Origin of the sequence: Kitasatospora griseola (assembly GCF_044999035.1) — a bacterium.
In the GTDB taxonomy this organism is placed as follows: domain Bacteria; phylum Actinomycetota; class Actinomycetes; order Streptomycetales; family Streptomycetaceae; genus Kitasatospora; species Kitasatospora griseola.
In genome coordinates this window covers 145232-171777 of sequence record NZ_CP173360.1, presented here as the reverse complement: position 1 = coordinate 171777, position 26546 = coordinate 145232, and the positions used below count along the sequence as shown (strand labels likewise).

18 protein-coding genes and 1 pseudogene are annotated in these 26546 nt (G+C 74.3%); 15 read left to right on the top strand and 4 right to left on the bottom strand.

Annotated elements, in window-relative coordinates; all coding sequences use genetic code 11:
- The first annotated feature begins 13 nt into the window (after positions 1-13).
- Both ACI1MP_RS00840 and ACI1MP_RS00835 read left to right on the top strand, forming a co-directional pair.
- On the top strand, positions 14-676 hold the full coding sequence (locus ACI1MP_RS00840) for a hypothetical protein (RefSeq protein ID WP_404867364.1): 663 nt from the start codon (positions 14-16) through the stop codon (positions 674-676).
- Positions 677-900: 224 nt separating this feature from the next.
- Positions 901-1846 (top strand): annotated as a pseudogene (locus tag ACI1MP_RS00835) (IS701 family transposase); the annotation flags it as partial.
- Positions 1847-2289: 443 nt separating this feature from the next.
- On the opposite strand, the gene ACI1MP_RS00830 reads toward ACI1MP_RS00835, so the two are convergent.
- Positions 2290-3870: an HtaA domain-containing protein gene (locus tag ACI1MP_RS00830; RefSeq protein WP_404867363.1), complete on the bottom strand. Its 1581-nt coding sequence runs from the start codon at positions 3868-3870 to the stop codon at positions 2290-2292.
- 40 nt (positions 3871-3910) lie between these two features.
- A complete protein-coding gene (locus tag ACI1MP_RS00825) occupies positions 3911-5353 on the bottom strand; it encodes an HtaA domain-containing protein (RefSeq protein ID WP_404867362.1) in 1443 nt (480 codons plus the stop codon).
- 195 nt (positions 5354-5548) lie between these two features.
- Between ACI1MP_RS00825 and ACI1MP_RS00820 the strand changes: the two genes are divergently transcribed.
- Genes ACI1MP_RS00820 through ACI1MP_RS00810 form a run of 3 tightly spaced genes read left to right on the top strand, consistent with a single transcriptional unit; the run spans position 5549 to position 8447 of the window.
- Positions 5549-6592, top strand: coding sequence for a hemin ABC transporter substrate-binding protein (locus tag ACI1MP_RS00820; RefSeq protein WP_404867361.1), 1044 nt, complete (start codon positions 5549-5551; stop codon positions 6590-6592).
- On the top strand, positions 6589-7665 hold the full coding sequence (locus ACI1MP_RS00815) for a FecCD family ABC transporter permease (RefSeq protein ID WP_404867360.1): 1077 nt from the start codon (positions 6589-6591) through the stop codon (positions 7663-7665). The genes ACI1MP_RS00820 and ACI1MP_RS00815 overlap by 4 nt, the downstream gene beginning before the upstream one ends.
- Positions 7662-8447, top strand: a complete 786-nt coding sequence (locus ACI1MP_RS00810) for a heme ABC transporter ATP-binding protein (RefSeq protein ID WP_404867359.1) — start codon at positions 7662-7664, stop codon at positions 8445-8447. Before ACI1MP_RS00815 ends, ACI1MP_RS00810 begins: the two co-directional genes overlap by 4 nt.
- A 306-nt stretch (positions 8448-8753) precedes the next feature.
- Here the strand turns inward: ACI1MP_RS00810 and ACI1MP_RS00805 are convergent, their stop codons facing one another.
- Positions 8754-9497 carry a TetR/AcrR family transcriptional regulator gene (locus ACI1MP_RS00805; protein WP_404867358.1) on the bottom strand — a complete coding sequence of 248 codons (744 nt, stop codon included), beginning with the start codon at positions 9495-9497 and terminating at the stop codon, positions 8754-8756.
- Between the two features lie 160 nt (positions 9498-9657).
- Here ACI1MP_RS00805 and ACI1MP_RS00800 point away from each other — a divergent pair, with 160 nt between their 5' ends.
- The gene (locus ACI1MP_RS00800; protein WP_404867357.1) at positions 9658-10818 is read left to right on the top strand and encodes an FAD-dependent monooxygenase; all 1161 of its coding nucleotides are present in this window, start codon (positions 9658-9660) and stop codon (positions 10816-10818) included.
- A gap of 62 nt (positions 10819-10880) precedes the next feature.
- Complete coding sequence (locus ACI1MP_RS00795; RefSeq protein ID WP_380330701.1) at positions 10881-11429, top strand: GNAT family N-acetyltransferase; 549 nt, start codon at positions 10881-10883, stop codon at positions 11427-11429.
- Between the two features lie 8 nt (positions 11430-11437).
- Here the strand turns inward: ACI1MP_RS00795 and ACI1MP_RS00790 are convergent, their stop codons facing one another.
- Positions 11438-11812, bottom strand: a complete 375-nt coding sequence (locus ACI1MP_RS00790; protein WP_404867356.1) for a helix-turn-helix domain-containing protein — start codon at positions 11810-11812, stop codon at positions 11438-11440.
- A gap of 93 nt (positions 11813-11905) precedes the next feature.
- Here ACI1MP_RS00790 and ACI1MP_RS00785 point away from each other — a divergent pair, with 93 nt between their 5' ends.
- The 8 genes from ACI1MP_RS00785 to ACI1MP_RS00750 all read left to right on the top strand — a co-directional run bounded on the left by ACI1MP_RS00785 (position 11906) and on the right by ACI1MP_RS00750 (position 26539).
- Positions 11906-12736, top strand: coding sequence for an NAD(P)H-binding protein (locus ACI1MP_RS00785; protein ID WP_404867355.1), 831 nt, complete (start codon positions 11906-11908; stop codon positions 12734-12736).
- Positions 12737-12897: 161 nt separating this feature from the next.
- Positions 12898-13620: an ABC transporter ATP-binding protein gene (locus tag ACI1MP_RS00780; protein WP_387999012.1), complete on the top strand. Its 723-nt coding sequence runs from the start codon at positions 12898-12900 to the stop codon at positions 13618-13620.
- Positions 13617-15317 carry a hypothetical protein gene (locus ACI1MP_RS00775; RefSeq protein WP_404867354.1) on the top strand — a complete coding sequence of 567 codons (1701 nt, stop codon included), beginning with the start codon at positions 13617-13619 and terminating at the stop codon, positions 15315-15317. Before ACI1MP_RS00780 ends, ACI1MP_RS00775 begins: the two co-directional genes overlap by 4 nt.
- Positions 15318-15496: 179 nt before the next feature.
- Positions 15497-16183, top strand: a complete 687-nt coding sequence (locus ACI1MP_RS00770) for an ArsR/SmtB family transcription factor (RefSeq protein WP_404867353.1) — start codon at positions 15497-15499, stop codon at positions 16181-16183.
- Positions 16184-16550: 367 nt separating this feature from the next.
- Positions 16551-16934 (top strand): hypothetical protein, encoded by a 384-nt coding sequence (locus ACI1MP_RS00765; protein ID WP_043912085.1) that lies wholly within the window; start codon positions 16551-16553, stop codon positions 16932-16934.
- 134 nt (positions 16935-17068) lie between these two features.
- Complete coding sequence (locus ACI1MP_RS00760; protein ID WP_404870744.1) at positions 17069-22474, top strand: toxin glutamine deamidase domain-containing protein; 5406 nt, start codon at positions 17069-17071, stop codon at positions 22472-22474.
- Positions 22475-22531: 57 nt separating this feature from the next.
- Complete coding sequence (locus tag ACI1MP_RS00755) at positions 22532-24652, top strand: SUKH-4 family immunity protein (protein ID WP_404867352.1); 2121 nt, start codon at positions 22532-22534, stop codon at positions 24650-24652.
- A 39-nt stretch (positions 24653-24691) separates the two neighbouring features.
- A complete protein-coding gene (locus ACI1MP_RS00750) occupies positions 24692-26539 on the top strand; it encodes an ATP-binding protein (protein ID WP_404867351.1) in 1848 nt (615 codons plus the stop codon).
- Positions 26540-26546 lie beyond the last annotated feature (7 nt).

Below are 26546 nucleotides of genomic sequence, written 5' to 3'. Positions count from 1 at the left end.
CGGACCCGCCCCCATGCCGGCCACCGCCCCGCTCGACACCAGCGCCGCCGCCCATGCCCTGACCGCCGGACGGGCCGCCGTCCTGCCCAACCCCAGCCCCCTCACCTACGTCGTCACCGCCACCAACCCCCAAGCCGTCAACAACGCCAAAGGCCGCCCCACCGGCCAGGAAGTCGCCCTGTGGGTCCACCAGGACACCACCTGGACCGACCTCACCACCCACCTGGACCTGACACCGACCACCCTGCACACCGCGTCCGTCCTGCTGCGCGACCAGATGGTCACCCTCCTCGTGCCCGTACGCACCGACTCCCCGCCACCGGCCTGGACCACCCCCGCCCTGCGCGACGGACACCTCCTCCTCTTCGGCGCCCGCTGGCAACCCCTCACCCCGCTGCTCGACCGCTTCCCACGCCTGTACGTCAGCAGCGCCAACCGCACCGGACAACCCCCGGCCGCCACCGCTCCCCAGGCAGCCGCCATGTTCGGCCCCGGCACCCCCGTCACCGACGCCGACACCCTGCGCCACACCGACACCCCCCACGCCGCCACCACCATGCTGCGCATCACCCCCGACGGAGACCTGGCCCACATCCGCTCCGGAGCCCAGGACCAGGCCCACGGCAGTGACCCGAACCGCTACCTGGAACGTCTCCGCAAGACGACAGACAGCTGAGCACGGACGTGTGTTGACAGCCGTCCGCGCCCGGCAGGCGCGTTGGCCCTGGTGGCGGTGGTGGGAGCCGCTGCGTCCGCAGCGGAAGTGGCGGGCGCCGGGGTGGAGATTGTCTCCGCGAGCGTCTTTGGCAACGTGCTGTCCTGGTCCGGCAGCTCGTGCGGGGCAGAGCCGGTCAACAGCATCACGGTCCCCGCGACGAACACGCCTGCGGCTCTGGAGTAGACGCGGACGGGGTGCTCGATGACGTGCGCGAATACGGGGTCGAGTACCTGGCGGATCCGGGCGGCGTGCTGATCGTGGACGACACCGGGTTCCTGAAGAAGGGCGTTCGGTCGGCCGGCGTCCAGCGGCAGTACTCCGGGACCGCCGGCCGGACCGAGAATCCCCCGGAGGGGGTGCCCCCAGCCAGGTCGGAGTCTTCCTCGCCCACTCCGGCGAGCGGGGCCGGACCTTGAGCGACCGGGCCCTCTGCCTGCCGAAGTCCTGGACGGACGACCGTGAGCGTTGCCGGGCCGCGGGGATCGGCGACGAGGTCGAGTTCGCCACGAAGGTTCAGTTCGCGAGGGCGATGGTCCGCCGCGCGATCGACGACGGGATCCCGTTCCGATGGGTGACCGCGGACGCCGGGTACGGCTACAGCAAGGGCCGGCGGAGCGAGCTCGAAGAGGCCGACGTCTTCCGTGTGGTGGCCGTCACCCGGCATGACACCGTCGTCACCCGGCAGGCCCTGGACCACCCGCTGCACGACCTGATCGCCGGCCTGCCGAGGCAGAAGCGGAAGCGTCGTTCGTGCGGCGAGGACGCCCACGGCCCGCGGATCTACGACTGGGCGCGGGTGGAGGTCCGGCCTTGGCACCGCCCGGACCGAAGGCACTGGGTCCTGACCCGCCGCAACATCACCGATCCCACGAAGATCGCCTACTACATCGCCTACGCGCCCGCCGAGGCCACCCTCAACGAGCTGATCGCCGTCGCGGGCGCCCGCCGGGCCATAGAGGAGTGTTTCCAGACCGCCAAGGGCCAGTGCGGCCTGGACGACTACCAAATCCGACGCCACCAGGGTGGTACCGGCACATCACACTGGCCATGGCCGCCCACGCCTACCTCGCCGTCCTGCGGGCCGGGCAGTTTGAAAGGGGGCTGGACCAGGTCGAACATCAGACCTGATATCGCTGACCGTCCCCGAGATCCGCCGCCTGATCACAACATCTCACCAGGCCCGTCCGCCGCAGCACCGCGCATGTCCTGCACTGGGCCCACTGGCGCCGCCGACGCCAACACCAGGCCCGCACCAGCCACCACAGACGACGAGGCCCCAGCCCAGAACTGAAGCCCCGTCACCATAAGCACCGTTGCAGTACTGGACGGCCCCGCTCGATCCGGTGAACTGGCGGACGGCGCCCGAGCGTGCCGGTCCACGCGAAGAAGCCCGGTTCGCTGGAGATCCCGTCGGCGGGTCTGCCCCTCTCGCGAGAGCTGCTGGACCGGGCTTCCGAGAAGGGCGGCAACGAGTTCGACGTGTTCGGTGACTGTGTGGTCGTTCTGCAGCAGGCCCAACGGGACGGGCCCGGGCGGGAGTTGAATTCCGCCTGGGCCCGTCGGCGGGTCGGTCAGTCGGTGCTGCGGCGGCGGACCAGAACGGTGGTGGCGCCGCCCAGCAGGACCAGGCCGGCGGCGGTGGCGAGCAGCGGGACCGAGCCGCTGCCGCCGCCGGTGAAGGCGAGTTCGCCGCCCGGGGTGCCGGTGGTGGTGAGGGTGGCGCCACCGCCGCCACCGGTGGACGTACCGGTGGATCCGCCCGTCGAGGTGCCCGAGGTCGGGGCCGTGGTCGGGGCCGTGGTCGGGTCGGGGAGAGTGGCGCCGCGGTCGAAGGAGAGGGTGACCGTGAGGGCGTCGAGTGCCTCGCCCGCCCGGTAGGTGCCGAACGCCGGGACGCCGTCGGCGGTGAGCTTGGCCGGCACCTGGCGGAGCGTCACCACACCGTCGACGGGCTTGAAGTCGGCCTTGGAGAGATCCAGCTCGGCGAGGCGCACCCCGCTGAGGGAGACCGGTGCGCCGCCCCGGGTGGCGGCGGCCACGTCGGCGACCAGGTAGGCGCCCGAGGCGTCCACCCGGAGGCCCAGGCGGGACAGCCGGGTGTCCAACTCGTAGTGGCCGTCGGCGGACTGGTGGCCGAGGAAGCGGACCGAGCCCGCGAAGTCGGCCGTCAGCGCGTGGTTGTCGGTGCGGTAGCTGCCGGTGGCCGACCCGAAGCGGTAGTCGCTCGCGCCGCCGTCGAACTGCACCCGGCCCGCCGCGATCGGCCCGGTCACGTAGCTGCGGAAGCCCTCCTTGACGCCCCACTCCAGACGGCCGTCCACGACCGCCAGCTCCTTGGTCGCCGGGGTGGACGGCGAGGACGACGGGGAGGTGGACGGGGAGGACGACGGGTTGGTGGTGGGAGTGGCGGACGGTTCAGTGGTCGGAGTGGGGGAGGGTTCGGTGGTGGGTTCGGTGGTGGGTTCGGTCGAAGGCCCGGTGGTGGGGGTCTGGGTGGGAGTCGGGGTCGGGGTCGGCGAGGGGGACGTGGGGGACTGCTTCAGGACGATGGACAGCGGGTCCAGCTCGGCGCCGGCCTGGTAGAAGCCGGCGAAGGCCTTGGCGCCCTCGGCGGTGAGCTTGGCCGGGGTGGCGGTGCCGGTGGTGGTGTCGCGGGCGACGGTGAAGGTGGCCAGCGGGACGTCCTGACGGAGCGTCGGGGCGGGGGCGCCGACGGTCTCCTTGGAGGCGGTGTCGGCGGTGAGGGTGCCGGTGGTGCCGCTGGTGGTGATCCGGAGGTCGCTGAGGGCCACGTCGAGCGCGCCGCCGTGGGCGAGGAAGCGCACCCCGCCGTTGAAGGCCGCGTTCAGCGAATGGGTCGTCAGGTCGTAGCCGGCGGACGCCAGGTTGAAGTGGTACGAGCCGTCCGTGTTGAGGGTCGCGCCGCCGGTCAGTTCGACGCTGCCGCCGCCGGCCGGGCCGGTGACGTAGTTGCGGAAGCTCGCCTTGACGCCCCAGTCGAGCGAGCCCGTGTCGTAGGTGACGGAGGTGGGGGCGCCGGCGCCGAAGGCGTGGCTCGGGAGGCCGAAGGCGGTCAGGCCGAGGCCGGTGGTGAGGGCGGCGAGGGCGGCCAGGCGGGTGCGGTTGCGGTGGGCCGTGGTGGTGCGGGACATGGGTGATGGGCTCCAGGGTGATGGGGTGGGAGGCAGGTGGTCAGGGGCGGCGTCGGCGGTGCCGGACGGCGAGCGTGGCGGCGGTGGCGGCGGCCGTGAGGACGGCGAGGACGAGGACGGTGACCGTGGTGGCGGACGGGCCGCCGCCGGTCGAAGCGGTCGCGGCGGGGGCCGCGGCGACCTGGTGGGGCTCCGGCGTGGGGGCGGGGCTGCCGAGGTCGGGGAGCGGGGGGAGGGCGGCCGCCGGGTCGAGGGCGACGGCGAAGGTCAGCGGGTCGAGCTCGGTGCCGGCGGGGTAGAGCGAGCCGAACGCCTGGGCGCCGGAGCCGGTCAGGGTCAGCGGGAGGTCGGTGGCGGTGAGCAGGCCGTTCTCGGTCCTGAGCGCGCTCGCGGGGAAGGTGGCGAGCTCGGTGGCGGGGGAGGTGCGGGTGGAGCCGTCGGGCGTGCGGCCGTTCACGTCGGCGAGCAGGCGGCCCTGACCGCCCGTCACGGACAGGCGCGGGTTGGCGAAGGTCAGGTCGAGGCCGAGGGTGTCGCCCTGGCGCAGGCCGGTGAAGCGGACGGCGCCGGTGAACGAGGCCTCCAGGGTGCCGGTGGCCGCGTCCCAGGTGCCGCGGCCGGGCGTCCAGCGGAAGAACGCCCCGCCGTCGGCCGCACCGTCGGTCGGCTGCCAACTCCCTTGGGCGATCGAGCCGGTGACGTAGTCGCGGAAGGTCCGGCGGACGCCCCAGTCGAGCGCGCCGTTGGTGAAGGCGGCGGGGGCGGCGACGCCCGGGTCGGTGGATGGAGCAGCCGACGGAGTGGCGGAGGGCGTGGGCGTCGGGGCGGACTTGAGGGTGACGGAGAAGGTCAGCGGGTCGAGCGCCGTCCCGGCGGGGTAGAAGCCGCCGAAAGCGGTCGCTCCGGCGGAGGTCAGTGTGGCGGGCACCTGGCTGAGCGTGACGGTGCCGGACGCGCCCTTCAGCGAGACGCCCTTGAGCGAGAGGTCGGCCAGTCGGGCCTGGGCGGCGGCCGAAGTCTGCCCGGTCTGGCGGGACTTGGAGCTGACGTCGGCGTACAGTGCGGCGCCGCCGTCGGCGTCCGCCCTGACGGTGAGTCGGGAGATGCTCAGGTCCAGCGCGTTGCCGCCGTTCTCCTGGTGGCCGGTGAAGCGGACGCCGCCCTGGAAGGCCGCGGACAGCCGGCCCGTCGTCGGGTCGTAGCTGCCGGTGGCGGAGTGGAAGCGGAACACCGAGCCGCCGACCGTGGACGCGCCGCCGCTCAGGGCCCATTTGCCGTTCGCCACCGGGCCGGTGACGTAGTTGAGGAAGCTCGCCTTGATCGCCCAGTCCAGCCGTCCGCCGGAGACCGCCGGGTCGGCTGCGGCGGCCCGCCCGGGGAGGAGGAACAGCATCAGCAGCAGGGCCGCCGGCACCGCGCGGGCGGCGCGGAGCGGGCCGGCCGGGCGGCGGGCGGGAGCGGGGGGCCGTCCGGAGACGGGCATGGCGAATCACTCCTCGGGGAGAGGGTCGGGGGCGGTACGAGGGCAGGCCGGAGGGGGTGCGGGAGTATCCCGTGGGGGCAACCCCCCCTGTCGGAGTCAGGTAAGGCTAACCTAATATATGAGTCAAGCGTTCCGCTCACGACCCCCTCCGGGTCGGCCTCGACGGGACGTCAACGCACTCAGAAAGGCCCGAGGTTGAGCCGTCCACGCAGCCCCCGCAGCCCCCGCACTCCCCGCAGTCGCCTGCGCGCCCGTGCCGGAACCGCCCTCGGTGTCCTCGCGCTGCTGCTCGGCGCGAGCGCCTGCGCCACCGGCGAGCCCGCCGCCGCCCCGGCGGCGGCCGGTGCCGCGAGCCCGGACCGGATCGACCCGCTGCCGGGCACGCCGACGCCCCGACTGCCCGTCACCGTGCCGTCCGCCGACGGCCGGCAGGTGACGGTCGACAGCGTCGAGCGGATCATCCCGCTGAACGGCAGCCTCTCCGAACTGGTCTTCAGCCTCGGGCTCGGCCGCCACGCGGTGGCCCGGGACGTGTCCACCACGTTCGAACAGGCCGCGCAGCTGCCGGTGATCACCCAGGCGCACGAAGTCTCCGCCGAGGGCGTGCTCTCGCTGCGCCCGACCGTCGTGCTCGCCGACCGCAGCACCGGCCCGGCCGAGGCGGTCGAGCAGATCCGGGCCGCCGGCGTCCCGCTGATCGTGCTGGACGACGCGAAGAAGCTCGACGACGTCGGCGCCCGGATCGACCGGGTCGCCGCCGCACTCGGCGTCCCCGAAGCCGGTGAGGAGCTCAAGTCCCGTACGGCGCAGCAGATCTCCGAGGTGCAGGCGCAGCTTCCGCCCGCCGCCGGGGCCCGGCCCAAGGTGGCGTTCCTCTACCTGCGCGGCAGCGCCTCGGTGTTCCTGCTGGGCGGCCCGGACTCCGGTGCGCCCTCGCTGATCGAGTCCGCCGGCGGCGAGGACGCCGGCGCCGCCGCGAAGCTGAGCGGCGACTTCACCCCGCTCACCAGCGAAGCCCTGGTCAAGGCCGCGCCCGACGCGATCCTGGTGATGAGCAAGGGCCTGGAGTCGGTCGGCGGCGTCGACGGGCTGCTCGCCCTCCCCGGCGTCGCCCAGACCCCCGCCGGACTCGACCGCCGGATCATCGCCGTGGACGACGGACGGCTGCTGTCCTACGGGCCGCGCACCCCGCAGGTGCTGCACGAGATCGCCACCCAGCTGCACCGGGACGCCAAGTGACCACGACTCTCGAAGAAGCGCCGACCACCGCACCGGCCAAGGCGGTTCGCGACCGACGGCCGCTGCTGCTGGCCGCCCTCTCGGTCGCCCTGCTGGCCTGCGCGCTGCTCGCCGCCGGCACCGGCGCGTACCGGATCCCGCTCGGCGACATCCTCGCCTCGCTCGCCCACCGCGCCCAGCTCGGCGGCCACCCGCTGGACCGGGTCCCCGAGTCGGTGCTGTGGAACGTCCGGCTGCCCCGGGTGGTGCTCGCCCTGCTGGTCGGCGCGGCGCTCGGCTGCGCCGGGGCGCTGATGCAGGGCGTGTTCGGCAACCCGCTGGCCGAACCCGCCGTGATCGGCGTCTCCTCCGGCGGCGCGGTCGGCGCCGTCGCCTGCATCGTGCTCGGCCTGGACGCCCTCGGCAGCTGGACCGTCACCGCCGCCGCGTTCGCCGCCGGACTGCTCACCGTCGGCGTCGTCTACGCCATGTCGCGCAGCGGCGGCCGCACCGAGGTGGTCACCCTGCTGCTCACCGGCGTCGCCGTGAACGCGTTCTGCGGCGCGTTGATCGGCCTGCTGCTGTTCACCGCCGACACCGCCGCGATCAGCCAGGTGACGTTCTGGCAGCTCGGCTCGCTCTCCCAGGCGAGCTGGAGCAAGGTGCTCGCCGTCCTGCCGTTCGCCGCCCTCGGTCTCGCCGTCGCCCCCCGCTACGCCCGCCGCCTCGACCTGCTGGCGCTCGGCGAGCGCCCCGCCCGCCACCTCGGCGTGGACGTCGAACGGATGCGGATCGTGCTGATCACCGTGGTCGCGCTGCTCACCGCGGCCGCCGTGGCCGTCAGCGGCATCATCGGGTTCGTCGGCCTGGTCGTCCCGCACCTGCTGCGGATGCTCGCCGGGCCGGGCCATCGGTTCCTGCTGCCCGCCTCCGCCGTGGGCGGCGCCCTCGTGCTGGTCGCCGGCGACCTCGCCGCCCGCACTCTCGCCGCACCCGCCGAACTCCCGCTCGGCGTCCTCACCGCACTCATCGGCAGCCCGTTCTTCTTCTGGCTGCTGCGCCGCACCCGACGCCGCCAGGGAGGCTGGGCATGACCGAACTGCTCGTCGCCGAGGGGGTCGGCTGCACGCTCGGCGGCCGACCGCTGCTGACGGACGTCCACCTGACGGTGCGCCGGGGCGAGATCCTCGCGCTGCTCGGCCCGAACGGCGCGGGCAAGTCCACGCTGCTGTCGGTGCTGGCCGGCGACCGGCGGCCGACCGGTGGCGAGGTGCGGCTGGACGGCCGTCCGCTCGGCGCCCACCGGCCCGCCGAACTCGCCCGCCTGCGGGCGCTGTTGCCGCAGCACCACGAGGTGTCGTTCCCGTTCGCGGCCGGGGAGGTGGTCCGGATGGGCCGCGCGCCCTGGACGGGCACGCCGGCCGCGGCCGACGACGAACCGGCGGTGGCCGGTGCGATGGCCGCCACCGACTGCGTCCACCTGGCCGCCCGCCCGTTCACCGCGCTCTCCGGCGGCGAGCGGGCCCGGGTCGCGCTGGCCCGGATCCTCGCCCAGGACACCCCGCTGCTGCTGCTCGACGAACCCACCGCCGCCCTCGACCTGCGGCACCAGGAACTCGTGCTGCGGATCGCCCGGGAGCGCGCGGAAGCAGGCCGGGGCGTGATCGTCGTGCTGCACGACCTCACGCTCGCCGCCGCACACGCCGACCGGATCGCCCTGCTGGACGCCGGCCGCACCGTCGCCGTCGGCCCGACCGGCGACATCCTGGACGCCGCACTGCTCAGCAAGGTCTACCGGCACCCCGTGGAGGTGCTGGCGCACCCGCGCGGGGGAGCGCCCATCGTGCTGCCCGAGCGCCCCCGCGAAGCAGATTGACGGATCGTCGGCCCGGGAAGATCCACTACTGGGCGACGGCCGACCGGGGGAGATCCGGATCACGACGCGGTCCGGGCGGGTGATCCCGCGTCGGCGGCCCATATGGCCGGGCCCGTCACGGGAACGGCACCAGCAGGAACCGGACCACCCGGAGGCACCGCATGCACCTGACCATGGTTCTGCTGCTCACCCCGCTCGTCCTGGCCGGCGCCGTCAGCGCCACCCGCTCGCCCGCGCGGCGCGGCCGCCACCGCGCCGGGCCGCGCCGCCCGAACCCCTGAGGCGCGACCAGTACTCGTGTGATCGTCAGATGTCCGAGCTCGGCCGGTCGTCGAGGGCCCGGCGGTCGATCAGGGCGGCCAGACCGTCGAGGATCCGCTCGACGCCGAAGTCGAAGGCGTCGTCACGGCCCTCGCCCGGCTCGGCCATCGCGGAGGCCAGCGCCGGAAAGCGCTCCGCATGGGCCGCGACCAGCCCGCCGAGGGCGCGCAGCAACTCGGCCTCCGGCGAACCCTCCCGGGACGTCCGCTGCTGGGCGGCGATCGCCCGGACATGGCCGACCAGCAGCACGGCCGCGTCCATCCGCTCCGCGCCGCTCAGCCCGTGGCCGTCCAGCGCCGCCACCACCCGCTCCAGCCAGGCCAGTTCGCGCGGGCCGGTGAGCCGCGGGCCGGACAGCGCGTCCAGCACCCACGGGTGCGCGGCGAACAGCTCCGCCATCCGGTGCGCCCAGTCGGTGAGTTGGCTCCGCCACGGGGCGTCGCTCGGCGGCGGGGGCTCGCCGACCGTGTGCTCGACCATCAGGGCGATCAGCTCGGCCTTGCCCGGCACGTACCGGTACAGCGACATCTTGGTGTAGGCCAGCACCCCCGCCACCCGCTGCATGGACACCGCCGCCAGACCCTCGGCGTCCGCGATCCCGATCCCGGCCCGGGCGATCGACTCCAGGCTGAGGGCCGGCTTCGGCCCCCGGGTCGGCCGCGCCGGCGGACCCCACAGCAGCCGCACGGCCGCCTCGTGCTGCTCCGTCTGGTCCGGCTGCTCCTTCACGGGCCCTCCCCGGTGTCGCACCGGGACTGCCTTGCGCCCGGCCCAAAACTGCGTCTACCGTACACAGCAGAAAACAGTGTCCGCGAGACACACTTTCTGCTCCGGGCCCGGGGAGGGCCCGTCGAGTTCCGTTGCTTGCGAATTCCGAGGGGGAAACACCGTGCAGATCCTGATCTCCGGCGCCGGCATCGGCGGACCGGCGCTCGCCCACTGGCTCGGCCGGTACGGCCACCGGCCCACCGTGGTCGAACTCGCGCCCGCGCTGCGGCCTGGCGGCCAGGCCGTCGACTTCCGCGGGCCGACCCACCTGACGGTCCTTCGGCGGATGGGCCTGCTGGACGAGCTCCGCACGCTCGACACCGGCGGCAGCCCGATGACCTTCACCGACCGGCACGGCCGCGTCCGGCTCCGGCTGCCCGCCGACTTCGCCGGCGGCGAGATCGAGATCCCGCGCGGCGAACTCGCCCAACTCCTGTACCGGCACAGCGAATCCACCACCGAGTACCTGTTCGGCAACACCGTCACCGCGCTCCGGCAGGACGACCGCGGCGTCCGGGTCGCCTTCCGGTACGGCCCGGAACGCCGGTTCGACCTGGTGATCGGCGCGGACGGACTGCACTCCCGGATCCGCGCCCTCGCCTTCGGACCCGAACAGGACTACGTCCGCCACCTCGGCTACTACGCCGCCACCTGGCAGCTCCCCAACCGGCTCGGCCTGCCCGCCGGCAGCACCGGCATCAACACCCCCGGCCGGCTCGCCGCCGCCGGCGCGGACCCGCGCGACCCGGAGCGGGCCGGCGCCTTCCTGCTGTTCGCCTCGCCGCACCTCGACCACGACCGGCACGACACCGACGCCCTCAAGTCCCTGCTGCAGCAACGTTTCGCCGACCTCGGCCGCCCTGTCCCGCACCTGCTGGAGACCCTGCGCGACGCCGACGACCTCTACCTCGACTCGATCAGCCGCGCCGACGTGCCGAGCTGGTCGAACGGCCGGATCGCGCTGCTCGGCGACGCCGCCTGCGGCGCCACCATCGGCGGCATGGGCACCGGCACCGCGCTGGTCGCCGCGTACGTCCTCGCCACCGAACTCGCCCGCGCCGACGGTGACCACCGGACCGCGTTCGCCCGCTACGAACGGACCGTCCGCCCCTACGCCGAACGCTGCCAGCGCGGCGGCGACCGCACCGGCCCGTTCCTCGCCCCGCGCACCGCCGCCGGCCTGCGGGCCCGCAACGCCCTTCTCAGTAAGGGCTGGATCCTCGACCGGATGCTCCGACTCGGCCAGGACGTCGCCACGATGGAGCTGCCGGAGCCCGTGTGAGCCCTCCGGCGGTGCGGTAATGCGGTTGCTCGCGGTCTCCGGGCTCGTCGAAGATCTTGCGCATGAACCACGTGATACGAGCCACCACTGCCGAGGACTGGCAGGGCGTCAAGGAACTTCGGCTGCACGCGCTGCGCGATCCGGCCGCGAGCATCGCCTTCCTGGACACATACGAGGTCGAGGCCGTCAGGCCGGACGAGTTCTGGCGGGACCGCGCAGCAGGCGGCGGCGAACTGCTCGCCCGGCAGTTCGTCGCCGAGCGGGCCGACGGCGGCCTGGACGGATCGGTGACGGTGCTGGTCGAGCGGGCCGGCCGGGGCGTCTTCGGCGGGCAGGCCGACACCGACCAGGCCCACCTGGTCGGCGTGTTCGTCCGCGAGGAGCAGCGCGGCAGCGGTCTGGCCCGCGCCCTGTTCGACGCGGCGATCGCCTTCGCCTACGGGCTCGACGAGCCCCGGATCTCCCGCGTCCGCCTGTACGTGCACCAGGACAACCAGCGCGCGGAGGCCTTCTACCGGAAGGTCGGTTTCATCCGCAGCGGCCAGTCCGTCCCCGTCCCCGGTGACGAGTCGTCCGTGGAGTACGAGCTGGTCCTCGACCAGCGCGTCTGAGTCTCAACTCATGCCCGCTGCACCGTCGTTGCCGAACGGTGGGCGAAAGCGCTGCGGTAAGCGGCCGGGGTCATGCCGAGGTGGCGGTTCAGATGCTGGCGGAGGGACTCGCCGGAGCCGAGGCCGCTGCGGTCGGCCACCTGGTCGACGGTCAGCGTGGTGGTCTCCAGCAGCTCGCGCGCCCTGAGCAGCCGCTGCTGGAGCAGCCACTGGAACGGCGTCACCCCGGTCTCGGCGGTGAAGCGGCGGGTCAGCGTCCGCACGCTGACCTTCGCCCGGTCGGCCAGCTCGGGCAGCGAGATCGGCCGGTCCAGGTGCTGCAGCGCCCAGCTGCGGGCCGGATCCAACGGAGAGCCGGTCCGGGCCGGCAGTGGGGTCTGCACGAACTGCGCCTGCCGGCCCCGGCGGACCGGCGTGACGACCGCGGCCCGGGCCGCCGCGTTGGCCGCCGCGGCCCCGAAGTCGGAGTCGATCAGGTGCAGGCACAGGTCCGCCTCGTCACCCGCAGCGGCAGCGGCCCCGACCGCCCGGGCATCGAGCGGGTCGCCCTGGACGCGGGCCGCACCGAGGAACTCGCCGAGGCACTGGCCGGCGCGGACACCGTCTTCAACGCCGCCATGACCGCGTACCACACCTGGCCGGAGACCATGCCGCCGCTGTTCGCGTCGATCCTCGCCGCGACCGAGCGGGCCGGCGCCGACTACGTGATGCTCGGCAACCTCTACGCCTACCGGCAGAGCACCGGCCCGGTCAGCGAGCGCACCCCGCTGCTCCCGCACACCCGCAAGGGCAAGGTCCGGGCCGAACTGTGGCGGCAGGCCGAGCAGGCCCACCGGGACGGGCGGCTGCGGGTCACCGAAGTCCGGGCCGGCCAGTACCTGGGCCGGGGCGCGGTCTCCGCGTTCACCCTGCTCGTCGCCCCCCGGGTCCGGGAGGGCGAGCTGGCCCTCGTCCACGGCAACCCCGACGCGGTGCACGCGTTCTCCTTCGTCGGGGACGTCGCCTCCGCCCTGGTCGCCGTCAGCCGCGACGAACGGACCTGGGGCCGGGCCTGGAACGCGCCCGTCATCGCGGCCACCGTGCGGGAGGCCGCCGAGGCCCTCGCCGAACTGCACGGCGCACCCGAACCGCGGCTGGAGTCGCTCACCGAACGGGACATGACCCTGCTGTCGCTGAGCGAGCCGCTGTGGCGGGAGTTCATCGAGACGACCTACATGTCCGACCGCCCGTTCCAGGTGGACGACAGCGACATCCGCGACACCTTCGGCCTCAAGTCCTCCACGCTGCACGAGGCGTTGGCGGTGTGAGACGGCGGCCCCGGGGGCGGGCGATCCGGCGCGCCCGCCCCGTCGGGGGAGCGAATCCGCACCGCGCCCGTCGTCGCTCGGCCCGGCAGGGAGGGTCGGGACGCGGTACGACGACAGCGGGCGATACTTGGTCGACCAATTCGTCGAGAGGCGCCGTCCACATGGCCAAGAACTCCGCCGCACCCCGAGCCGGCGCACCCCGAGCGCTGCTGCAACTGACCGGGGTGAGCCGCTCGTACGGCGACCGGGAAGTGCTCCACCCCGTCGACCTCGAACTGGCCGCCGGCGAGTGCGTGGCACTGCTCGGGCACAACGGATCCGGAAAGTCGACCCTGCTGCGCGTCGCCGCCGGCCGCGACCTGCCGACCACCGGAACCGTGCGCTTCGACGGCCTGGCGATGAACGAGAACGACCCCCGGATACGCGCCCGGGTCGCGGTCGTCGGCGACACCGTCGCCTGCTACCCCGACCTGACCGTGCGCGAGCACCTGCTGCTGGTCGCCGTCGCGCACGGCGTCGCCGACGCCGCCGACTGGGTCGCGCAGGTCCTGGAGAACCGGTCGCTCACCGAACGGGCCGACGCGCTGCCGTCCGCCCTCTCCTCCGGACAGATGCAGGCCCTGCTGCTGGCCTGCGCGCTCGTCCGGCCCCGTGACCTGCTGCTGCTCGACGAGCCCGAGCAGCGCCTCGACCCGGAGGCGCGCCGCCGGCTCGCCGAACTCCTGACGGCGGAGCTCGCCGACGGGGTCGCGGTGCTGCTGGTCACCCACCACACCGACCTCGCCCGGGAGGTCGCCGACCGGGTCGTCGTCCTGGAAGAGGGACGCGTCGTCCGCCAGGGCGCCCCCGACGCCGTCCTCGACGCACCGGCGGACGCCCGGTGAGCCGGCAGACCGTGGTCGAGGCCGAGGAAGCGACCGCCGCGGAGTGGACCGAGGACGACGACTGGACCGACGAGGCACTCGCGGTGCTGCGCGCCCTGCGCGCACCGCACCGGCGCAACCGGTTCAAGCAGATCGCGTTCGCGCTCTACTGCACCGTGCTGATCCTGGTGATCTGGGGCGGCATCCCCAGCTTCGGCCTGTTCCTCCACGCGTCACTGGGCGCCGACTACACCGGACACGGCCCCGACCTGCTCGCCGCCATGCCCAGTGGCATCGCCGCCGTCGGGCTCGCCACCGTGCTGCTGGCCGTCCGCGACGGACTGTGGCGCGGACCCGTCGTACCGCCCCGGGCCACCACCGACTGGCTGCTCGCCCACCCCGTCCGCCCGCGCCCCGTGCTGCGGCCGTGGTTCTGGCTCTCCTGCGGACTGGCCGCCTTCCCCGGGCTGGTGATCGCCGTCGGCGGGATGGTCGCGCTCGGCCTGACCGTGCGCGTCGGCCTGCCCGCCGCCCTCGGCTGGTGCCTGCTCGGCGGCCTCTGCCTGCCCCTGCTGGGCGTCTGCGCCGGGCTGCTGGTGCAGAGCAGCCCGCTGGCCGCCCGCTGGGCGCGCCGACTGACCCCGTACGCGACCCTGCTGGTCCTGGCGCTCGCGACGCAGTGCGCGCTGGCCGTCGCCGGCCACCCCGTCCGCTGGCTGGAGAAGGTGGAACTGTGGTCGGGCCCGTGGGGCTGGGCCGGACTCGCCGCGCTGGCCCCGACGCCCGCCGCCGTCCCCGGCGGCGCGGCCGCCGCCGCGCTGCTGGTCGTCTCCACCGTCGCCTCCCTGGTGCTCGCCGACCGGGCCGCGGGCACCCTGGCGCTGCCCCTGCTCCGGGAGCGCGCCCGGACGGCGGCCGGCGTGCTGGCCGCGCTGCGGACGGTCGAACTGCGCGCCGCGAAGCTGACCGTGGCCGGCGCGTCCGGCAACGGCCGCCAGGTCCGGGTCCGGCTGCCCGCGCCCCGGCAGCGTTGGCTGATCCTGTACTGGCGGGACGCGCTCTCGCTGCTCCGCACACCCGCCCGACTCGGCCGTGCCGTCCTGCTGACCGTGCCCGCCGTGCTCTGCGCCGTCCTCGCGCACGACACCGGCGGCGTGGTGTCCTGGGCCGTGACGGTCGTCGCGCTGGCGTTCGGCTACCTGGCCGTCGCCCAGCTGCTGGAGCCCGCCCGGATCGAGACCGACGACGTGCGCCGCGCGTCCTGGTCCCCGTACCCGTTCGCGAGCCTGATGCTGCGGCACGCGGTGGTGCCCACGGTCCTCGGCCTCGTCCTCGCGGCGGCCGGAACGGCCGCGGTGCTCGCGCTCGGCGGCGGCCCGGCCGCCTGGCTGGCCCTGATCGCCGTCCCGCCGCTGGTCGCGGCCGGCCTGGTGAACGCCTGCCGCGGCGCGGCCCGCCGGGACCTGCTGTACCGCCCCCAGCCGGCCGGCGGCACCGGCCTGGCGTTCTTCGTCGCCTGGTACGCCGCCGGCCCGGCTGTGGCCGTCCCCGTGCTGGCCCTGCCGTTCTCGGCGGCCCTGCGCAGCGGCTCGGCGGGCTCGCTGCCCCAGTCCTCGGCGATCGCCCTGACGGTGGCCCTCGTCCTGCTCCAGTGGGCACAGGGCAGGGCGGGCAGGCTCCCCGCGCAGGCCAGGCCCGGCGCGGTGGGTCAGCTGTAGCTCCCGCAAGGCCGGACGGCGGCCGCTGCCGTGCAGGTCGACGTGCCCGCACCCCGCGACGGGGTGCGGGCACCACTGTTGGGAGGGGCCGGGCCGGGCCGGCCTGCGGCGGAGGGGCCGGGTCGGCCTGCGGCGGAGTACCCTTATTCCATAGAATTTTCGAGAAAGGGGCCGCAGTCATGGCGGACCGGGCCGCGAAGACCGAGCTCTACGAGGCGTTCGCCGCCACCGGCAAAGCCCTCTCCAGCGGCAAGCGGCTCGAACTGCTCGACCTGCTGGCCCAGGGCGAGCGCACCGTCGACGCGCTCGCCAAGGCCGCCGGACTCAACCTCACCACCGCCTCGGCGCACCTCCAGACGCTGAAGCAGACCGGCCTGGTCGCCACCCGCCGCGACGGAGTCCGCATCCACTACCGGCTGGCCGGTGAGGACGTCGCCCAACTCCTCGACCTGCTGCGCCGGGTCGCCGAACGCCACCAGGCCGCCGTCGCCCCCGCCCGCACCGCCTACCTCGGGCCCGAGGCCCCCGACGAGCAGGACGCCGTCCGCCGCGAGGACCTGCTCACCCGGATCGCCGCCGGCCACGCCGTCGCCCTCGACGTCCGCCCCGCGGAGGAGTACGCCGCCGGGCACATCCCCGGCGCGCTCTCCATCCCGGTCGAGGAACTCGCCGAGCGGATCGGCGAACTCCCCGAGGACGCGGAAGTCGTCGTATACTGCCGCGGCGCGTACTGCGCCCTCGCCTACGACGCCGTCCGCCTGCTCACCGCGCGCGGGCGCCGGGCGATCCGGCTGGACGACGGAATGCTGGAGTGGCGGCTCGCCGAGCTCCCGGTGGACGCGGGCGCGGGCGCGGCGGCGGCCTGAGGCACCGTCAGGTGCGGTCCCGCAGGCTCCTGGTGGCGAATGCGCGAAGATCTCATGGATGGATGGTGGGTCTTCGCGGATCGGGGCGGTGCGGGCGGTGGGGTGCTTCGGGCGGCGGAACTGCGGGACCGATCAAGGCGGACCGGGTTCGATCGTGCGATCGAGGCAGGTGTGGGCCACCGAGCGTGCGGTGGAGGAGTGGTGACAAGCTTTTGCACGGTCGGTAGCAGGCATGGCTTGGCAATGATTCCGGTCCTATGATGCAGGGACGAAAATTGGGCCCGCCGCCGTCGGCACCGACCCGGGGGTCCTGAGCTCACGGGGCCGACAGTGCGAGCGGCCCCAGCAGTGCGAGTCGGGGGCGGGCATGTCGCAGCAGATCGTGGTCGATTCGGAGAGCCTCCGGACCGAAGGCAGGAACATGTCCGCCGTCGGGCAGGACTTCCTCTCCGCCCTCCAGTCCCTCTCCGGCCGACTCGAATCCCTCGAACAGGGCGACACACCCCCCTGGGGCGACGACGACCTCGGCGAGAAGTTCGGCATCGTCTACGAGGGCCTGCGCGACGGCATGAAGGAGTCGATGGACTCCCTCGGCACCCGGATCGGCGAGATCGGCGACAAGCTGCAGAGCATGGCCGACAGCCACGAGGCGAACGAGAGCCGCACCGAGGGCGATATCCACACCCTGGAAGCCCGCGAGGGCGAAGTCGGCGGCCAGATCCGGGCGCTGTACCGGCCGCGGGGCTACTGACCAACCCCCCTTTCGCGGGTACGGCGTGCGGCGCCGAAGTCGCGTCCGACTGCCCGCCTGTCCGTCCGTTTCGTTCCGTTGGCTCGTGTCGTTCGTTCTCGTGAGGCGCAGGGGGTTTTGGCGAAGTGTCGCTGATGTTGCCGGACAGTGTCGAGTGGGTCCTGGAGATGCTGGGCTTCGACTGGCCGACCGCGGACGAGGACAAGTTGCGGGAGTCGGCGCGGGTCTGGCGGGACTTCGCGGACCAGGTGGACGAGTTGCACTACCGGGGTGTGAGTGCGGCGAACGGTGTGCTGTCGAGCAACTCGGGTGACAGCGTGGATGCGTTCCGGGCGACCTGGGGGAAGTTCTCGGGTGGGGGTTCGGACGGGTATCTGGCGGATGCGGCGATGGCGGCGCGGTTGATCGCCGGGGCGTTCGAGGCTGCGGCGGTGATCGTGGTCGCGTGCAAGGTGGCGGTGATCGCGCAGTTGGTGGCGTTGGCGGTGGAGTTGATCGCTGCTCAGGCTGCTGCGCCGTTCACGTTGGGTCTGTCGGAGTTGGGTGCGGCGGGGGCGACGGCGGCGACGAGGATGATCGTGCGGCGTCTGTTGAAGGAGCTTCGGCAGGCGTTGATGGAAGCGATCATGGAGACCTTGAAGGAGCCGGCGGTGTCGGCGATTCAGGGGATGATCAGTGATCTGATCGCGCAGACGGTGAATCAGAACTTCGGTGCGCAGAGTGGTTACGACCTGGGGCGGACGGCGAAGCGCGGCGCCGAGGACTTCACGGAGTCCGTCAAGAACTCGGGTCAGACGTTCACCGAGTCGTTCCGTGACGGCCTGGGTTCGCGTGCCGGTGGGCATGTGCGGAGCGGTATCGACCATGCTGCCGGGCACGGGGACTCGTCGTCGGGTGGGCACGAGGGGGCGGGCTCGGGGAACGAGCGGTCCGGGAGCGAACACTCCGGGAGCGAGCGGTCCGCGACGGGCGGGGGAGGGGACTCGTCGGGGTCCGGCGGCAGTGCCGGCGGTGGCGGGTCGGTGCCGCCGGGCGGGCACACGAACTCGTCCTCAGGGGGCGGGAGTTCGTCGAACGGTGGGCCTTCGCAGCACGGTGCGAGCGGCGGCGGTCCTTCGCTCAGTTCGTCCGGCTCGGGGGACTCGCACGCCGGTGGGTCCCAGGAGCACGGGTCGAACGGGGGGAACCAGCAGAGCGCGCCGCCCCGTCCACCGCGAGCCGACAGCGGACCGACGCTCGACCCGTTCGGCACCCGGGTCGGCGCCGACCACCAGCCCCCGGCCCACGACGCGACCGCGGGCGCGTCCGCCACGTCGCACGACGGTGCGTCCCGGACGGGTGCAGACGGTGTGAACTCGCCGAGCCAGGGCGGGCATTCGGGTGCGGGGGTGGGTGCGGGGACATCGTCGCCGTCGCCGTCGTCGCATGACGGTGCGTCGCGGACGGGTACGGACGGGGCGGGGCCGACCGGGGCCGATGGCGGGCGGCCCGCTGGGCATGATGGTGCGCCGCATCGGTCGGAGCCTGACGGTGGTCGTCCGGCCGGGCACGAGGGTGCGGGGCGTGGGCCCGAGAATCACGGGTCCGCGCGCGATGGTTCGTCGCAGACGGGGACGGATGGTGCGCCGCATCGGTCGGAGCCCGATGGTGGTCGTCCGGCCGGGCACGAGGGTGCGGGGCGTGGGCCCGAGAATCACGGGTCCGCGCGCGATGGTTCGTCGCAGACGGGGACGGATGGTGCGCCGCATCGAGCGGAGCCGGATGCTGGGCGGCCGGTGGGGCATGATGGTTCGTCGCATCGGCCGGATGCTGATTCGGGTCGTCCGGCCGGGCACGAGGGTGCGGGGACACCGTCGTCGCACGACGGTGCGTCGCAGACCGGTGCCGATGGCGGGCGTCAGGGTGGGCAGGACGGTCCGTCGCGTGGGCCCGAGCACAAGTACCAGCTGTCGTACGACGAGCATGCGCTGAACGGCGACGTGGTCAAGGACTCCAACGGTGTCAAGGTCGTCACCGACCGGATGAGCACCCCGTACCTGAGCCCCGCCGCCACCGACTTCAACGACTCCACCAGCAGGCCGGGCTTCACCGTGCACCAGCCGGGCGTCGGCGACAGCTTCGGGCCCGATCCGGTGCGTGGAGGTGACTCGCCGTCGGGTCCGTCGCACGGGGCCGATCCGGGTCGCCCGCACGACGTTCCCGGGCCGCAGCATGCTGGGATCGCGGCGAACGAGCCCGGGCCGTCGGGCGGAGCGCCGGGGTCGCAGCACGAGGGTTCCGGCGGTGCCGACACGCGGCCGCCGGTCGGGGCTCCTGTCACCGCCGGAGGTACGCCCCCGTTCCGGGGCGGCGACCAGCGGAACGGCGACTCGGACTCCACGCACACCAGCCAGGTGCCGCCGCGTCTGGACGTGGCCGGTCTCGGTGCCACTGCCACGGCACCGCCGCCGCACGCCGGTTCCGACCAGCGGCCGGGCACCGGCGCCATTCCGACGACCGGCCCCGACGGGACCGGCCCCGTGGGCGGGGCCGGTGTTGCGGGCGGCGGTGCGCCGATGGGCGGTGGTGCGATGCCGACCGGCGGTACCCCGTCCGGCTCGGGCGCGAGTCGACCGACGTCCGGGCCGAGCGTCACCCCGACGGTACCGGGCCAGGGCCAGGGGCCCACCCGCCAGGGCCAACAGCCCAGCGTCAACTCCACGTTCACGCCGCGCCCGGCTGCCGACCGCCCCGACCCGCGAGCGGCCTTCGGCCAACACTCGGGCCCGGACACAGCCCGCCCCGCCGCGAGCCGCCCCGACGGCGGACGCCCGGATGCGGGCCGTCAGGACGGGGGCCGGCTGGGGCCGGTGCGCCCCGATGCGGCTCGCCCTGATTCGGGTCGGCCGGATGCCGGGCGCTCTGATGCGGGTCGTCCCGACGGCGCCCGTCCCGATTCGGCGCGCCCTGATGGCACGCGGTCGGACGGTGGTCGGCCGGATTCAGCTCGCCCGGATGGTGGCCGTCCTGACGTGGCACGTCCCGATGGTGGACGCCCGGATGCGGGCCGTCAGGACGGGGGTCGGCTGGGGCCGGTGCGTCCCGACCACGCGCGTCCCGACACGGCTCGCCCTGACACGGGTCGGCCCGATGGCACGCGGCCGGATGCCGGGCGCACTGATGCAAGTCCTTCCGATCGCGCTCGTCCCGACACGGCTCGCCCTGACGGCAACCGGCCGGATTCAACTCGCCCGGACGGTGGCCGTTCTGACGCGGGGCGTCCTGACGCGAGCCGTCCCGATGCTGCGCGTCCTGATGCGGCTCGTCCGGACAACACACGTCCCGATACGACGAGGCCGGACACAGGCCGGCCGGACGGCGGTCGTCCCGATTCTGCACGTCCCGACGCGGCGCGGCCGGATGGCAGTCGGCCGGACTCAACTCATCCCGACGGCAGCCGCCCCGACGTGGCGCGTCCTGACGGCGGCCACCCCGACGCGGGCCGTCCCGACGCCGACCGGCCGGACACCGCACGTCCCGACGCGGACCATCGCCCAGACGCCGACCACCGTCCCGAGGCCGACCACCGCCCGGACGCCGACCACCGTCCGGACGCGGACAGTTCGCACCCCGACGCCCCGTCACACCCCGACGGCACGCCCGACGGCCACTCCTCGCGGCCGGACGGTCTCGCCGGCAGCCGGCCGTACGACACCCCCGGTGGGCTGGAGCGGCCGGATCCGCAGCATCAGGTGGATCTGGAGAGCCGGGTGCCGCGGAATCCGGACGGGACGCCGCAGCGGCATCCGGATCCGAACGGGGACTGGCCGGGGGCCGTCAACGGGGACGGGCACCGGGCGCCGGGGCGGGACAACAACTGCCTCGACGTGGCGCTGTCGACGGCGGACACGTACAGCGGGAATCCGACGGCGGCCGCGCCGCGCCGTGACGGCGGGCCGGAGGGCGAGCGGGGCGGTCGGGACCGGGCGGAGAGTCAGCTCGGGGCGCCGTTCCGGGACATGGGCAACGGGGATCCGGCGTTCCGTCGGATCGAGGACCGGTTGCGCCAGGACGGGCACGGCTCGCAGGCGGTGATCATCACGCAGGACGCCGACGGGCGGGCCCACGCGTGGAACGTCGTGAACCACAACGGCAGGATCACCTACCTGGACAACCAGACCGGCCAGCGCAGCGACAAGCCGCTGCACGACGGTGACCACGGCGTGTTCGCGATCACCCTGGACCCGGACCGCCGGCCGACGAACGAGCACGGCGCGAACGAGCACGGCGGATCCGAGATCGGCACCGGCGATCACAGCAGGGCCGACCGGCGGCCCGAGGATCCGGCGGGCAAGAACAAGGCCGAGGACGACCCAGAGGGCGGCGCGGCCAAGAAGAAGGCGAAGCACGACGGGGACGGGAACGCAGCGGCAGGCCCGTCGCACGACGGCTCGCACGACAGCTCGCACGACAACGCGCCCAAGACCGACAAGCAGGTCGTCGACGAGCGCCGCGCGAACGACCCCGACCACCCGATCCACGAGGCGGACCGCACGGAGGAGCACCTCGGTCCGAAGGAGGGGACGAAGGACGAGATCTACGGCGTCAAGCCGGACGACGCCCAGCAGGCGCTGCGGCAGAGCAACGACGTCCGGCAGCTCGACATGGATCACGTCTACGACCGGCTGAACGACTGGGCGACCAGCGGCGACCTCGGCAGCGTGCTGGACAACAGCAAGGCGGGGAACCCGAAGACGTTCAACCGGAAGGACCTGGAGGACGCGCTGCCCGGGTTCAAGGAGATGAGCCCGGGCGAGCAGGGCGCGGCGGTCGCGGCGATGGGCCGGATGAGCGACGAGTTCCACAAGAACCACGGCGTGGGCGCCAGCCCCGAGGCGATGTCGTACCCGTACAACGCCGACCCGCGGGTGCCGGGCACCGCTCCGGGCGAGGCGGACCAGGCGAGTCGCGGCGGCGTCGACCACTCGACGTCCAAGGGCGAGGCGGGGCTGAAGCAGTCGCAGGACTACCAGGACGTCCGGAAGGAGATCAAGGAGGCGTTCGGGAAGCGCAGCATCCAGGGCGCGGTCGCCCAGGCCGGGCACCGGCCGGACCTCACCGGGCGCAACTACGCGGTGATCGAGGTGTACGACCCGAAGACGAAGCAGGTCAGCTTCGTGGTGGACAGCTCGGTGCCGCCCAGCACCCCGCGGGCCGGGATCACGCCGCTGCACTCCGAGACGCACCTCGGCGGCTGGATGGACCACCTGAAGGCGACCCGGGACCAGAAGGACCAGCCGGAGGTGCTCAGCCTCTACACGGAGCGCGAGCCGTGCGGCATCGGCAAAGGTCACGCGGACTGCTCCGGCTACCTGTCACGCGATCAGACCGGGGTGCCGGTCTACTATGCGACCGGGTACCGCACGGATCCGAATGCCGGCGCCACCCTTCCTGCCGGCCAGCTGACGGCCAAGCAGAAGATGGACCGGGACTTCGGCGACCATGTGGCAGAGGTGGGCCGGGCCTGGATGGAGATGGAGAAGAAGCGCCAATCCTCCTGAGTGCCTCGTCACCGCAGCGACGAGCGAACATGAGCCAGTGAGCAAGGGAGTGGCCGGATGACCGGGCGCGACGAGACGGCGGTGGCGGCGGCGATCGCCACTGCCACCGAACGACTGCAGAGCGGCAGCCGGGGCCGGCTCCACGTGACCGGCCCGGCCGGCAGCGGGAAGAGCGCGGTGCTCGCGGGGATCGCCGAGGCGTTCCCGGCGGCGATCGCGATCGACGCCGCCGGGCGCAGCGCCGACTCCGTGGTGCAGGAACTGTCCGACCGCACCGGCGCGTTGCGGCGTCGCGGCTTCGGCACCCTGGACGACCTGGAACGGGCGCTGCGCCGCGATCGGACGGCCCGCACCGTGCTGCTCGCCAACACCCAGCAGGCGGGCTCGCTGGCCTGCGGCGGCGAGGCCGTGCGACTGCGGGCCGTGGTCGGCGCGCTCACCACGGCCGCCCAGGAGGGCAGGCTGCAACTGGTCGTCGAACAGCCCGAGCCCCCCGCGCCGCTCGACGCCGAGCCCACCGCGTACTGGCTGGAGGTGCTCCGGCTGTCCGGCGGCACGGGCCACGACGAGCTGACGGCGCTGACCGCCGCCGTCCCGCCGCAGAGCCTGGCCGCTCTGCGGGCGCTGGCCAACGCCCAGCTGCGCCGGGTGCCGGTGGCCGCGTGGGCCGAACTGTGCCGGGCCGCCGACGTGCCGGTGACCGAGGCCGATCTGCTGGCCCTCGCCGCCGAGCCGCTGGTGCGGGAGGCGGACGGCACGGTCGGGTTCGACCGCCACGCCCTGGTCGAGGAGTTGCAGTACGCGCCGGTCGAGGCCGCCGCGTTCCACGTCCGGATGACCGAGCACCTGTCGGCCGCCGACCTGACTGCCCCGTGGGCCGCCCGTTCGCTGCCCGGCCACGCCGCCGCGTCCGGACGCTTCGACGACCTGCTCGACGATCCGCGGGCCCTGGCACACATCCCGCAGGACGCCCTGACCGAGGCGCTGCGCACCGCGTACGCCGACGGCGCCTTCCGGTACGGCACTCCTGCCGCCGCGCTGCGCCACCTCGTCGGCTACGGCCTGGCCGGCGCGCCGCACGGCGAGTGGGTCGCCTGGCTCGCCCACGACGCCCACACCCGCGGCCGGTTCGACCGCGCCGAGGCGCTCGCCGCGGCCTGCCCCGAGCCGTTGACGTTCCGCACCGTGTGGTCCCGGTGGAGCCCCATCGGCGCGTTCACCCCCCGCACCGGGCCCTGGCACACCGAGGAGATCGACCGGGTGTACGCCGCCGAACTCCGCGGCGCGCCCGTCGTGGTCACCGAGGACGAGGAGGAGAACGGCTGGGTCCGGGACGCGGCGACCGGCGAGCTGATCGGCCCGGCGGACAGCGAACTCGGGCCCGGCAGCGCCACCCTGACGGTCCGTCCGGGCATCGGCTACGCCACCGTCCTGGACGGCCCCGACGGCGCGCCGCTCGGACTGTTCCACCACCCGGACGCGGAGACCGCCGGCGCGGTCGGCGACCTGCTGGTGCTGGCCGGCGTGCGCGGCGCCTACGCCGTCCGACCGGACGTCGAGCTGCTGCGCGACGCGCCCGCACACCGCCTGGTCCCGCTGGTCGGCTCGTTCGGCCGCCAACTGCCCCGCCCGTACGACCCCGCAGCGACCCCCGACCTTCAGCAGCTGCTCGAACAGGCCTTCGGCGCCGAGGGGTTGCACCCGATCGACCCCGTCCCCGACGGCATCACCCACGGCCCGACCCGCGAACTGCTCGCCACCGTCGGCCTGCCCGCCGTCGACAGCCCCACCGGCTACTGGCTCACCCCCGGAGCGCAGCTCCCCGCCCGCACCTGGCCGGACGGCGTCGAACAGCTCGGCACCGGCCCGTACCACCTGCTCGGCGGCTGGCTCGGCGCCGACCTGGTGCTGGACGGCAGCGACGGCCGGGTGCTGCGCATGATGCCCGCACACTGGCCCGACACCGCTCGCCCCCGCGAGCCGCTGATCGGCACCACGCTGGAACGCTTCCTCACCATGATCGCCGTCCAGGCCCAGTACCTGACGGCCTACTGGCCCCGCGAGGCGGACAGCAACGACCTGCTCTCCGAACTCCGCACCCGCCTCGCCGGAATCGACCCCGACGCCGCCGCCACCGACAGCTGGCAGCACGTCCTCGAACCCGACACCTGGGCCTGACCCTCCCCGACGCCCCGCCCCCCGACCGGAGAGATCGACGTGACCGACACGACCGCCGCCCACCAGCCCCATCCGTACCTCGGCGGCCGGGCGGCAGCGCTGCGCACCCTGGCGGCCTGGCGGGCCGGCACGGCCGACGCGCCGCGCACGGTGCTGATCACCGGCGACAGCGGCAGCGGCCGAACCCGGCTGCTCACCGCGTTCCTGATGCTCAGCGACCCCGCCCACCGCGCCCGCATCGACACCACCACCCTCGACCCGGCCACCGTCCCGCCCGCCGACCTGCCCGCACCCCCCGTCCTCGACGCCACCGGCCTGACGGCCGTCCAACTGCGCTGGCTGCTCGCCGACACCTTCGCCCCCGGCACCGACCGGTCCGAACACCTGCCCGCCGTGCTCGCCGGGCTCGGCACCCCCCAGCAGCCGCAGACCGTGGTCGTCGCCGACATCGACCGGGCCGGCCTGCTGACCGGCACCGACGAGGCCGCCAGGATCACCACCGAGGTGCTGCTGCCGCTCGCCCTCAACCCCGGCGTCCGCCTGCTCGCCGACCTGCCCCGCACCGAGGCCGACCGGCTCGCCAAGGACGTCCCCGCCGGCCAGCTGCGGATCCTCGACCTCGACCAGGACCCGTGGCGCGACCCCGACGCCCTGCTGCGGCAGGCCGAACTCGCCGTCCCCGACCTCACCGTGGCCCGCCAGCTCGCCGCCGTCGCCGACAGCCCGCTGGTGGTCCGGCTGGCCGGCTGGTCCGTCCAGGCCCACCCCGCCGGCCCGCTGCCGCTGCCCCGCAGCGCCGGCGACGCCCTCGACCTGCACGCCGAACGCTGCGGCAACGACGAACTGACGCTGCGCCGACTGCTCGCCCCGCTCGCCCTGGCCGGCCCCGGCGAACCCCTGCCGTTCGACCTGTGGGGCCCCGTCGCCTCCGCCGTCGCCGGCAAGGACCTCGGCCCCGCCCTCGCCGCCGGCCGCGACCTGCTGCTGCCGTTCTTCGACCTCGCCAGCACCGCCGCCGGGACGCCCGGCGCGCGCATCGTGCACCCCGCCGTCGCCGACGAGATCCGCGAACGCCTCGGCCGCACCGCCCGCGAAGTCCACCGCCGGATCGCCACCGCGCTGCTCGCGACCGTCCCCGGCGGCCACCCCCGGCGGTGGGCCGCCGCCGCCCCCTACGTCCGCGAACAACTCGCCGGACACGCCCTGCACGGCGGCCTGCTCGACCAACTCCTCACCGACCCCGGCTTCCTGCTGCACGCCGAACAGCACCGGCTGCGCGCCGCCGTCGACCGGCTCGCCGCCGACCCGACCGCCGACCTGCCGCCGCTCGGCCGGACCTGGCTGCGCCTCGCCCCGCTGTTCACCCGCCAGGAACTCGACGTCGAACTGCGCGCCGCCCTGCTCGACCACGCCGCCTGCCAGGACGGCCTGCCGAGCCTCGACACCACCGGCCTGGACGTGCCGTGGCACACCCTGTGGGCCCGACCGCTCACCGGCGTCGACGCCGTCACCGCCGCCGTCCGCCCCGACGGCAGCCACCTGCTGGTCGCCCACCACCCGGGCCGGGAACCGGAGTTGACGGCCTACGACGCCCGCACCGGCGAGGCCGACCACACCGACCCCGGACAACTCGCCCGCCCCGACGGCGAGCAGCGCGCCGCCGGCGCCCTCGCGCTCAGCATCGGCAGCGACTACGTCCGGCTCTGGCAGCGCGACGCCGACGGCGCCGTCACCGGGCCGAGCGCCGCGTTCCTGTCCGCCGCACCGCTGGCCGGCGCCGACCTCACCCCCGACGGGCTGCTGCTGATCGCCGACGCGCACGGCGTCTCCGTGCTGCGACCTGCGGTGCTCTCCGCCGAGGTGGCGGCGCATCCGGTCGGACCGTGACCGTCGA

Bases quoted from the DNA above. Each gene is read 5' to 3' on its own strand.
- ACI1MP_RS00840 (WP_404867364.1), top strand. From the start codon at position 14: ATGCCGGCCACCGCCCCGCTCGACACCAGCGCCGCCGCCCATGCCCTG.
- ACI1MP_RS00830 (WP_404867363.1), bottom strand. From the start codon at position 3,870: ATGTCCCGCACCACCACGGCCCACCGCAACCGCACCCGCCTGGCCGCC.
- ACI1MP_RS00825 (WP_404867362.1), bottom strand. From the start codon at position 5,353: ATGCCCGTCTCCGGACGGCCCCCCGCTCCCGCCCGCCGCCCGGCCGGC.
- ACI1MP_RS00810 (WP_404867359.1), top strand. From the start codon at position 7,662: ATGACCGAACTGCTCGTCGCCGAGGGGGTCGGCTGCACGCTCGGCGGC.
- ACI1MP_RS00795 (WP_380330701.1), top strand. From the start codon at position 10,881: ATGAACCACGTGATACGAGCCACCACTGCCGAGGACTGGCAGGGCGTC.
- ACI1MP_RS00780 (WP_387999012.1), top strand. From the start codon at position 12,898: ATGGCCAAGAACTCCGCCGCACCCCGAGCCGGCGCACCCCGAGCGCTG.
- ACI1MP_RS00770 (WP_404867353.1), top strand. From the start codon at position 15,497: ATGGCGGACCGGGCCGCGAAGACCGAGCTCTACGAGGCGTTCGCCGCC.
- ACI1MP_RS00765 (WP_043912085.1), top strand. From the start codon at position 16,551: ATGTCGCAGCAGATCGTGGTCGATTCGGAGAGCCTCCGGACCGAAGGC.
- ACI1MP_RS00760 (WP_404870744.1), top strand. From the start codon at position 17,069: ATGTTGCCGGACAGTGTCGAGTGGGTCCTGGAGATGCTGGGCTTCGAC.
- ACI1MP_RS00755 (WP_404867352.1), top strand. From the start codon at position 22,532: ATGACCGGGCGCGACGAGACGGCGGTGGCGGCGGCGATCGCCACTGCC.